Here is a 9,675-nt window from a genome sequence, read left to right as displayed (position 1 = left end):
TCAATATCATTGCAAGTGGTTTGCAGATTGAGTTGACAGATCTGTTTGATTTCAGTACAAAACCAAAAAGCTAGCCGTACCTTTCCCCTTATTTTTTAGGAATTTTCTTATTTGTTTTTTGTTGGAATAAATGACAGTGCTAACCCTCAATGAAATTGAGCAAAGTAGGTTAACAATGACTGGTAAGTGCGATTGAGGAAATGTCACTATGAGTAAATTGCATAAAGGCATGAGTCAAGAAGCGTTTGAGAATGGTTATTTTTACGTAGCTGAACTGCGACAATTTGCTAAATCTTTGGGAATTACCCCCAATAACTTGAAAAAAAATGAGCTTGAGCTGCATATTCGGTCACACTTGTTTGGTCATTCTGGTGATTTACCGATTGCTATACCCAACAAAAGAGATCGGGTTGGTCGGGATTTACTCACCCTGAAAAGTTTGGTCATAAATTATGTGAGTGACAGGCAAACGAAAGATTTCTTGCTAGAGCAGGTGAATAGCCAATATGGGCCATTAGAGGATAAATCTGGCCAATGGTATTGGCTGAATCACTGGCGTAAGGCACAAATTGCCAATAATAACCACATTACCTATGGCGATTTGATTGAACATTTGGCTTCTCTGAAAAGGCAAGAGGGGAGACTTTCACAGATCCCTTCCGCCCGTTTGAATAATTTTATTAGCGATTTCATTGCTGATCCGGAAAATGCAGGGAAAGGGAAAAAACAAGCGCTGGAAATATGGCGAGAGCTGAAAGAGAAAAATTTACCTAAAACGTACCTTGCTTATAAACAGAATAAATAATCAACTGAGGAATAATTTATAAAGGGAGATTCAGGTTCTCCCTTTATAAATGGCGTGATTAAATATTAATGACTTGTTGAGCGCCATTCCGTTCAATTTTTATTGTCAGTTTACCCGATGGTGTCTCTGACAACTGATTGCGAACATAGGTGATATTTTCAGGAAGGATTTTCTGGCCGTTGACTTCCAGCACAATATCACCATTTTCCAAGCCAAATTTCTTAATATCTTTTGGTTCGTTATAAAAGATTTCTACTTTGTTATTAAAATAGCGAACTGCGATAGTACGAAGGAATTTATTATCATAACGGGTAAAGTTTTTGGCGTTAAAACAGAGCAACATTTTATTGGGGATAAATAGATAGTCATCAAAACGAGAGAGGAAACTCATACCAAGATAGTATTGGTCATTTTTGTTTTCACTGATTCTCAGACGACCAACAGGCAATTGTTGTAAATAAAAGCCGTCAATCAGGTACTCTTTCCCACTAGCAAGCCCACTGGCGGAGGCGTATTTAACATTGATTCCTTCAGAAATTTTATCTTTATGCTCTTTTTTCAGATATTCAATAAACTCTTGAGAAGCATAGCTATAATCAGCTCCAGTATCTATGTTGAAAATGACATTAGAAACCTGGATAGCGGGAGATTTACCGTAACTGTCACTATAAGGTTCACATTGCTGATAATTCAGGATTGAAGGTGCATGGTGCCATACTGTCAGAGTATGGTTTAAGTTATTTACTTCCCAGTTTAACTGGCGGAAAGTATCAATCCCAAGGATACCATCTAGCTTCTGACCAATGGATTGATTGAAAAGATTCATATCAATGCCAATCCAGGGATCAGAAGCCGGCACACTATAATTACCGATGGTAAGAGCAAGGGGTTGCCATAATGTCAGATCATCTTTGTGTAATCGCTTTTCACTGGTTGTAATTAATCCATCGGATAACATATGGTGGAATGTCACCGGTATGTTTGATTCTGGTGTGATTTGGGTCAGTGTCTTAGCCAGTTTATTATCGATGAAGGTATAACTGGCCCCGGTATCCAGCAGGAATTGATATTTTTTACCGGAGATCGTGACAGGAATTATGAGCGCGGTAGGTTGATGGATATTCAGTTTAGTAGAGAGTACCGGCTTATTTTCTTCGGAAATATGAATTTTTTCTATATGACTACAGCCGGTAATGAGTGTCAGTAAACTCGTGGTGATAAGTGCCTGGCAGGTTATTTTTCCCTGTTTTTTCATAATATTGTATTCCTTTTCTGATGTGTGAATGAACGTATATGAACCAATAGAAACTCAACATGGTGTACTGGAAGCTAAGAAATGTAGTGGTCTGACGTGGCATAAGTGCGTGTTACCAATACCGGTTAGCTTTGTTTCGAATATTATTATCCGCTTCTTTGTTAAAACCAAAGGTAAACAATCACATCATTATACTTGATTGGCATGAAATTCAGTCAGTGATTGTTTAGTGACGACGGCTGTGTTGTGGATTCCAGCGGTGATGAATTGTTTGAGTGTGGTATTGGGCCGATGATCTGGGAAAAATGCCAGTGGGTTTAAATTGTGTTTGTGCCTGGCACGCCGATATCCACTGCTTAAGATAGTATTGAAAGCCGTTTAGTTTAACTAACGGCTTTAATTACGACTCTTATGCCTGAGGTGATTTTCCACCTTAATCGCAGGTATCACCAATGTTGCTCAACGCATCAATGATCAATTGCCAGAATCGCTGTTGATCCAATTTGACTGCAACTTGGGTGTGGCAATCTTCTGGTCGTGGAAAACGGAAATCCACCACGGTCATACCGACGGTTAAGGTGCCGTTCAGTTCAATATTGACCGGCACTTTTTGTGTCGTCATCAACGTAGGGTCAATTACATAGGCGACAGCACAAGGATCATGTATTGGAGGACAATTGAAGCCGTGTCTCTCCTCGTAACTTTTGCCGTAGAACTCCAGCATGTCCACGACAAACCGGGAAGCTTTGGTATTGATACGTGAAATTGCTTCCGTGACTTCTTGTGTGGCTCGTGCCTGATGTGTGAGATCCAGTCCGACCATCGTCAGCGGCCATTTTTCATTGAAAACAATATGTGCTGCTTCCGGATCAACTTTGATATTGAATTCTGCAACTGCACTTCTGTTAGCCGTGTGATATCCACCTCCCATTAAAACAACTTCTTTTACCCGTTCAACGATCTGTGGTGCTTTACGGACAGCGAGAGCAATATTGGTCAGACTGCCGACAGGAACCAGTGTGACTGTTTTGGGGGGATGAGACATGATGGTATCAATGATCAGATCCGTCGCGTGACGGGGATCAAGCGTCCGTGAATGTTTCGGGAGTTTCACGCCTCCCAGACCCGATTCGCCGTGAATATCCGGTGCAGTTTCGAGATCACGGACCAATGGACGATGACAGCCTGCGGCAAAGGGCACTCCGTTAATACCGCCAATATGCGCTATCGCCAGCGCGTTGCGAGTGACTTTATCCAATGTCTGATTACCGGCAACCGTGGTGACGGCTAATAGCTCAATATCAGGATTACCCTGTGCCAGTAACATCGCAATGGCATCATCATGTCCCGGATCGCAATCAAGAATAATTTTCTTGGTGGTCATTTTTACTCCTTATCAGAGAAAGTGATATAAAAAATGAGAATAATCCAGTTAAAAAATCTATTCCGTGATGAGGTCTTAGGTCTATGTGAGGGTTCTCATAAATAATTAATAAAATGTTCCATAATTGTGATTTTATTGGCATATAAACAACAATTGAGTTGTATAACCCGTTTGAGTGTGATTCTTATATAGTTTCGCTATGGAATTGGCGGGCAATATCTACTTCGGATTTATTGTTAATTTCTTAATAATTGCGAGGGCTGGAATGGATATTCATGTGGATAGATTGTCAGCAGTGATTGAATCTGTGGCAACCAGTGAATTTTATCCTAATCTACTTAACTGGTTGGAACAATTTATTACCTTTGATAACGCCATTGTTTATGCCTTCGAGCAAGGCGCTCCTCCACGTTGTTTAAGTAAAGCAGAGAAGAAAAATAGCGATGCGGTAAACCAGATTTATCAACAGGGTGCTTATCTGCAAGATCCTTTCTATCAGGCTTTGGTAAAGGGGGCTGAGACTGATCTGCTTACCTTACGGGAACTCGTTCCTACAGGATTTTATCATACTGATTACTATCTGAATTTTTATCGTAAAACCGGCTGGCGGGATGAAGCGGGTGTTTTGCTGAAACTCTCTCCTCAAAGGCAGCTTGGCCTGTTTTTTGGTAATGAGAATCAGCCATTTTTCATCCAAAAACAGCATCAGAAAAACCTGCGAACAGCGCTGGAAATTATTCGCAGTGTCGCCCGATTACACGGTGAAATGATGAGGCAAACTTCTTCTGCTGACATGATGTGTCTGGATACCCAAATTCGTTGTGCTTTAACACCAAGAGAATGTGAGATTGTTGAATTGATATTGCAAGGTAAAGGATCTCCACAGATTGCTGAGAAACTGTTTATCAGTACTGGAACAGTGAAAAACCACCGGAAAAATATTTATCAAAAACTGCAAATCAGATCACAAGCAGAGCTGTTTAGCCTGTTTTTGACGTCTCCTGTGCGTTATTTCGCTTGAGTCACAATTGTTAATACAGTGTGGCAAATATCCCTAAAGGGACATGGTGATGTGACTCCGCACTACAGATAATCCGGTGATTATGTCAGATGCTAATTGGGGTATCCCATGAACAATAATGTTGATTCATTAACTTATTATGCAACGACCAAGAAATATGATCTTCGTTTTCCGATATTAAAAGAAGATCTGGATGTGGATGTTGTCATTATCGGCGGTGGATTTTCCGGTATCAATACCGCGCTTGAACTGGCGGAAAAAGGCATCACCAATATTGCTATTTTGGAAGGGCGTCATCTTGGCTACGGTGGTACTGGCCGTAATGGTGGTCAGGTTATGGCGGGTATTGGTCATGATCTGGAAGTGATCAGGCGGCATGTTGGTGAAAAAGGGCTGGAGACGATCTTTAAGATCAGCAACCTCGGCGCGGGCATTATTCGTGATCGTATTGCGAAATATAACATTGACGCCGATCTTTGCCGTGGTTATGGCTATCTTGGCTTTAATCAGCGGCAGGAAAAAACGTTACGTGGCTGGCTGAAAGAGTTTCAGGCGGTTTCTCCTGATGAAGAGATTGAGCTGTATACCGGCTCTGATGTGAAAAAGGTTGTGGGTTCTGATGTCTATACCTGTGCGTTGAAGCATATGGGTGGCGGGCATGTTCACTCTCTGAACCTGTTATTGGGTGAAGCTAAAGCCGCGACAGAACTTGGCGTCAAAATCTTTGAGAACAGTCAGGTGTTGAATGTTGAATATGGTTCCAGGGTGACGGTTCGGACCTCGATGGGATCTGTTCGCGCCAATAAAATGCTGTGGGCTTGTAACGGTTTTCTCAATGGCCTTGAGCCTTACATCTACAAGAAGACAATTAACACTTATGCCTTCCAGCTAATGACGGAAGAATTATCGGATGATTTGATCAAGAAAATCAGCCCGATCCGTGGTGCATACAGTGATATTCGTCCGGTTATCGATTACTACCGGGTGACTAACGAAAACCGCCTGTTGTTCGGCAGTACAACGCCTTTAATTGAACACATTCCATCGGATTTGAAAGCCTGGAACCGCCATTTGATGCTGAAGGTTTTCCCCTATCTGAAAGATGTGAAAATTGAATTGGCATGGGGAGGACCATTGTGTTGCAGCGCCAACCTATTCCCGCAAATCGGCTCTTTGCCGCAGCATAATAATGTGTTCTACGTGCAGGGATATTCCGGCTTTGGGGTAACGCCAAGCCATATCGTTTGTAAGGTCCTGGCTGAGGGGATAAGTGAAGGATCTGAGCGTTATGACCTGATGAGCTCAATTCCTCATGCGAACATTGTTGGCAAAGATACGTTGCGGCATCTGATGGTGTCGGCGGGCAAGATTTGGCATCAAACGTCAGGATACTGGAAAGGCCGTCGTTAAATTGTTGAGACTTTCGGTATCAATAGCGTTCACTGAACGATTTATAAATTCTTTTATTTAAAGCGAGAACATCATGATTAAATCATTTTTACTGAACAAATCACTGCCTGAACTGTTGGACATTGGTAGCGTAAGCAATCTGGGTGCTACCGTGGTGGAAGGTGATCCGCAGGCAAGTATTGCAATGATATTTGGTGAACCGGCTGATAATCTGACTTGCGGTATTTTCGCCTGTACCCATGGCAAATTCAGTATGGTGTATCCGTTTGATGAACATGCAACCGTCTCGGAAGGCTCGGTAAAACTGACCGATGTGAAAACCGGTGAGACAGTTGAATATCATCCGGGGGATTCTTGGTTTGCTGCGAAAGGAACTGAAGTGCTGTGGGAAGTGACCGCAGACCGTTTTGTGAAGCATTATTTTTCTTGTATTAAAGGTTAAAAAGCACCCGTTTGATCAGAGGTAAGTTAAGTAATGAGTGATATAACCCTGTTACAGCAGGTTACGGCCTTTCTGCAACGCAATCATGGTCATTATATTCATGGTCAGTTAGTCGGTGGTCAGGGGAATGAAACATTTTCCGTGGTGAACCCAGCGACTGATGAAGTGATTGCGACAGTGAATCAAGGCGGTGAAGCGGAAGTCAATGCGGCTATGCAAGCGGCACATGCTGCATTTCACGGTGTGTGGGCGCAAACTTCACCTATGGAGCGTGGTAACTGCTTGAATCGTCTGGCAGATTTATTACTGGCGCATCGGGAAGAACTGGCGCAATTGGAAAGTGTTTGCTCTGGTAAAACTATCCAATTGTCCCGCATGCTGGAAATTGATTCTTCTGTTCAGTTCCTGCGTTATTTTGCCGGATGGTCAAGTAAGATCAGCGGTGAAACGCTGAATGTTTCTTTGCCCTCTTTTAAAGGTGAACAATACACGGCGTTTACCCGTCGTGAGCCGATTGGTGTTGTGGCAGGGATCATTCCGTGGAATTTCTCCATCATCGTTGCCATCTGGAAAATGGCGGCTGCACTGACCTGTGGTTGTACCATTGTGTTGAAGCCAAGCGAATACACACCGCTGACAATGCTCAGGGTGGCTGAATTGGCAAAAGAAGCGGGTATTCCTGATGGTGTCATCAATGTGGTTAATGGTTCAGGTTCGGTATTAGGTCCTGCGCTGATAAGTCATCCATTATGTGCCAAAGTGACTTTTACCGGCTCTGTGCCAACCGGTATTGCTGTGGGTAAATCAGCGATGGAGCAGGGATTGACTCGCGTTACGTTGGAGCTTGGTGGTAAAAACGGCGCAGCATTTTTGGCAGATATGTCTGTTGAAAAGATTGTTGATGGTGTTCTGGAAGCGGGTTATCTCAATCAAGGGCAAATTTGTGCTGCGGCTGAACGTTTCTATATTCCTGCCGGCCGCATGGATGAAGTGCTGAAATTGTTGTCTGAAAGACTTGCTGCAATGAACATCGGTTCCCCGCTGGATGAATCAACGGAAATGGGGCCGCTGGCGAACAAAGAGCACTATAACAAGATACTGTCCCTGTTTGACAAAGCCCGTCAGGAAGGCAGTGAAATTGTTTATGGCGGTTATGCTCTAGAAGGGCCTGGTTGCTTTGTGGCGCCAACCGTTATTCGTGCTAACAGCCCAGAAGATTCGTTGATGAAGGAAGAAACATTTGGCCCTGTAGGGACTTTCCTTAGCTATGACGACGAGGAAGAGCTGATTGGGTTGATGAACAGCACGCCATTTGGTTTAGCGGCGAGTTTGTGGACCAATGACCTGAGTAAAGCTATGCGTATGATCCCGCGTATTGAAGCTGGGACTGTTTGGGTCAATATGCATACATTCCTTGATCCGGCATTACCGTTCGGCGGTACGAAATCTTCAGGTATTGGCCGTGAATTCGGCAGTGCTTTTATTGAGCACTATACTGAATTGAAATCAGTTATGGTTCGTTATTAGATTTGGTGTTCAAATCAGAATGAGGAAGGCCCCTTAATTGAAAGGGGCCATTGTCGAACCTAAGGTCATCACTGGCATTTTATCCAGGAGAGGGCTTCTCAGGGCAGCGGATTGATTATATACTACCCACTACTACAACTCAATAAGGAAAAGGTCGGATGAATCATGGAGTGGGAAAAGCTACAGTTATATTTCTCTACAGCAAGGTTGGCTCGTTATCTGCAAGAATCGCAAGGTGATAAACATCAAGCAATTCAGTACTATATTTCAAATATAAAATTATCTGAATCTTTCGTCCCAGTATTCTCTGTTATAGAAATAAGTTTAAGAAATAGTTTGAATTATAGTTTACAGAAGTTTTATCAACGCTGGGATTGGTATGAAAGTTGGAAAGGAGATCTAATTTTTAAAGATCTTTATACTGAAATCATTAACGTAAAGAGCAGAATTAGATCTGATGATGTCAATAAAATAATAGCAGAACTAACCTTTGGTTTTTGGACAGCATTATTTAATATAAAATATGAAGTATTATTGTGGAAATCATTACGATTAGCTTTTCCCTATTGTCCAAAAACGCTTCGTAAAAGAAAAGCTATCTCTTCGTCACTAAATAAAATAAGAAGGTTAAGAAATAGAATATTTCACCACGAGCCAGTTTTGTGGGTGACTCCACCAATAGATGAATATCATACCGAATGTTATAAACTACTTAATTGGTTAGTTCCTGATTTATCTTGCTGGGTTAGTCAATTTGATAGATTCCCAGAGGTTTGGCAGAGTATAGAGTATGTGAGTCCTGTTAATTGAAAATAGAGAAGGTAATAAACCTACTGGGAACCAGCTCAGTGCGGTTGGTGACTTTAGTTTTGGCAAAGATATTACGCAGGTGGGTTTTTACCGTAGACAGGGAAATATCAAGTACTTGTGCAATACGTTTGTTACTTGAACCTTCTCTTACCAAATTAATAATTTCCTGCTCTTTAGCCGTCAGAATAGCCAGTGTTTCAGGCAGTAAATCTCTGGCGGCTAATTCAATTAATGGCAAGATAGTACAGAGACGGTTAAAGTTTTTTGGGATAAAAGGTTAGGATATCCTCTTAGTTTAATCGATATTCAGGTTCAGCCGGGTAATAAACCCACTGGAAACCAGTTCAGTGCGGTTGGTGACTTTAGTTTTGGCAAAGATATTACGTAGGTGGGTTTTTACCGTAGATAGTGAAATATCAAGTACTTGTGCAATACGTTTGTTACTTGAACCTTCTCTTACCAGATTAATAATTTCCTGCTCTTTAGCCGTCAGGATAGCCGGTGTTTCAGGTAGTAAATCTCTGGCGGCTAATTCAATTAATGGCAAGATAGTACTGAGGCGGTTAAAGTCTTGTGGGGTAAATGGTGTATCCCGTAATAGAGAAACGCCGGCAATAATCCGGTTATGCTGGCGGATAAATATTTCCGCAATGTCTTGTATGTTATTCGGCAGCATAAATTCATGGTAATACTTATTATTCTTCTTAAGTGTCTGTTGATCCATGCCAACCATATTTATCTCATTTTGCTGATAATTGGCAGGTCTCAGAGGATCTAATTGCTGGAAATTCGCCAGATAATTTTTATGTATTTCGTCTGAAATACCGTACAGAATGTAATTCTCCGGGTGTAACTCATTGTTCACCAGATAGAATGCTGCTGCTGAGATAGGAACCAGATGGGCAATGGTATTCAGGCAGCTATTGATTAAGGCATTTTCACGGCTGGCAGGGAGTACGGTAGACAAGAAAGTTCTCTCTTTAGAGTAGTACCTAACTGGATAAATCAATCATCGACGATT

The 9,675-nt window shown here is 42.1% G+C and carries 10 protein-coding genes and 1 pseudogene; 7 read left to right on the top strand and 4 right to left on the bottom strand.

From position 1 onward, the window contains the following. Positions 1–208: 208 nt before the first annotated feature. On the top strand, positions 209–805 hold the full coding sequence (locus tag ACGF63_RS19350; protein WP_387632729.1) for a hypothetical protein: 597 nt from the start codon (positions 209–211) through the stop codon (positions 803–805). A gap of 58 nt (positions 806–863) precedes the next feature. Here the strand turns inward: ACGF63_RS19350 and ACGF63_RS19345 are convergent, their stop codons facing one another. Beyond that, complete coding sequence (locus ACGF63_RS19345) at positions 864–2,060, bottom strand: aspartyl protease family protein (protein WP_387632728.1); 1,197 nt, start codon at positions 2,058–2,060, stop codon at positions 864–866. Between the two features lie 28 nt (positions 2,061–2,088). On the opposite strand from ACGF63_RS19345, the gene ACGF63_RS19340 reads away from it, so the two are divergent. Continuing rightward, complete coding sequence (locus ACGF63_RS19340) at positions 2,089–2,259, top strand: hypothetical protein (protein ID WP_387632727.1); 171 nt, start codon at positions 2,089–2,091, stop codon at positions 2,257–2,259. A gap of 234 nt (positions 2,260–2,493) precedes the next feature. Here the strand turns inward: ACGF63_RS19340 and ACGF63_RS19335 are convergent, their stop codons facing one another. Continuing rightward, a complete protein-coding gene (locus tag ACGF63_RS19335) occupies positions 2,494–3,444 on the bottom strand; it encodes a nucleoside hydrolase (protein WP_036843940.1) in 951 nt (316 codons plus the stop codon). 265 nt (positions 3,445–3,709) lie between these two features. On the opposite strand from ACGF63_RS19335, the gene ACGF63_RS19330 reads away from it, so the two are divergent. The 5 genes from ACGF63_RS19330 (at position 3,710) to ACGF63_RS19310 (ending at position 8,654) form a co-directional block, all read left to right on the top strand. Beyond that, on the top strand, positions 3,710–4,465 hold the full coding sequence (locus ACGF63_RS19330) for a response regulator transcription factor (protein ID WP_132355744.1): 756 nt from the start codon (positions 3,710–3,712) through the stop codon (positions 4,463–4,465). 108 nt (positions 4,466–4,573) lie between these two features. After that, the gene (locus tag ACGF63_RS19325; RefSeq protein WP_387632725.1) at positions 4,574–5,875 is read left to right on the top strand and encodes an NAD(P)/FAD-dependent oxidoreductase; all 1,302 of its coding nucleotides are present in this window, start codon (positions 4,574–4,576) and stop codon (positions 5,873–5,875) included. 73 nt (positions 5,876–5,948) lie between these two features. Continuing rightward, complete coding sequence (locus tag ACGF63_RS19320) at positions 5,949–6,317, top strand: cupin domain-containing protein (RefSeq protein ID WP_387632723.1); 369 nt, start codon at positions 5,949–5,951, stop codon at positions 6,315–6,317. A gap of 33 nt (positions 6,318–6,350) precedes the next feature. Beyond that, entirely contained in the window at positions 6,351–7,844 is a 1,494-nt protein-coding gene (locus ACGF63_RS19315; protein WP_387632722.1) for an aldehyde dehydrogenase family protein, read from the top strand. 165 nt (positions 7,845–8,009) lie between these two features. Further along, positions 8,010–8,654: a hypothetical protein gene (locus ACGF63_RS19310; RefSeq protein WP_387632720.1), complete on the top strand. Its 645-nt coding sequence runs from the start codon at positions 8,010–8,012 to the stop codon at positions 8,652–8,654. On the opposite strand, the pseudogene ACGF63_RS19305 reads toward ACGF63_RS19310, so the two are convergent. After that, positions 8,647–8,910, bottom strand: a pseudogene (locus ACGF63_RS19305) (response regulator transcription factor); the annotation flags it as partial. The gene ACGF63_RS19310 and the pseudogene ACGF63_RS19305 sit on opposite strands and share 8 nt — an antisense overlap. 39 nt (positions 8,911–8,949) lie before the next feature. Further along, positions 8,950–9,621 carry a response regulator transcription factor gene (locus ACGF63_RS19300; RefSeq protein WP_387632719.1) on the bottom strand — a complete coding sequence of 224 codons (672 nt, stop codon included), beginning with the start codon at positions 9,619–9,621 and terminating at the stop codon, positions 8,950–8,952. Positions 9,622–9,675: the final 54 nt, after the last annotated feature.

Origin of the sequence: Photorhabdus sp. RM322S, assembly GCF_042879395.1 — a bacterium.
GTDB classification, from domain to species: domain Bacteria; phylum Pseudomonadota; class Gammaproteobacteria; order Enterobacterales; family Enterobacteriaceae; genus Photorhabdus; species Photorhabdus khanii.
This window is presented reverse-complemented; position numbering and strand designations above follow the sequence as displayed.

What these genes read in the sequence shown, in the direction of transcription:
- ACGF63_RS19325 (WP_387632725.1), top strand. Translation starts at nt 4,574, where the DNA reads ATGAACAATAATGTTGATTCATTAACTTATTATGCAACGACCAAGAAA.
- ACGF63_RS19350 (WP_387632729.1), top strand. Translation starts at nt 209, where the DNA reads ATGAGTAAATTGCATAAAGGCATGAGTCAAGAAGCGTTTGAGAATGGT.
- ACGF63_RS19335 (WP_036843940.1), bottom strand. Translation starts at nt 3,444, where the DNA reads ATGACCACCAAGAAAATTATTCTTGATTGCGATCCGGGACATGATGAT.
- ACGF63_RS19340 (WP_387632727.1), top strand. Translation starts at nt 2,089, where the DNA reads ATGAACGTATATGAACCAATAGAAACTCAACATGGTGTACTGGAAGCT.
- ACGF63_RS19345 (WP_387632728.1), bottom strand. Translation starts at nt 2,060, where the DNA reads ATGAAAAAACAGGGAAAAATAACCTGCCAGGCACTTATCACCACGAGT.
- ACGF63_RS19330 (WP_132355744.1), top strand. Translation starts at nt 3,710, where the DNA reads ATGGATATTCATGTGGATAGATTGTCAGCAGTGATTGAATCTGTGGCA.
- ACGF63_RS19310 (WP_387632720.1), top strand. Translation starts at nt 8,010, where the DNA reads ATGGAGTGGGAAAAGCTACAGTTATATTTCTCTACAGCAAGGTTGGCT.
- ACGF63_RS19315 (WP_387632722.1), top strand. Translation starts at nt 6,351, where the DNA reads ATGAGTGATATAACCCTGTTACAGCAGGTTACGGCCTTTCTGCAACGC.
- ACGF63_RS19320 (WP_387632723.1), top strand. Translation starts at nt 5,949, where the DNA reads ATGATTAAATCATTTTTACTGAACAAATCACTGCCTGAACTGTTGGAC.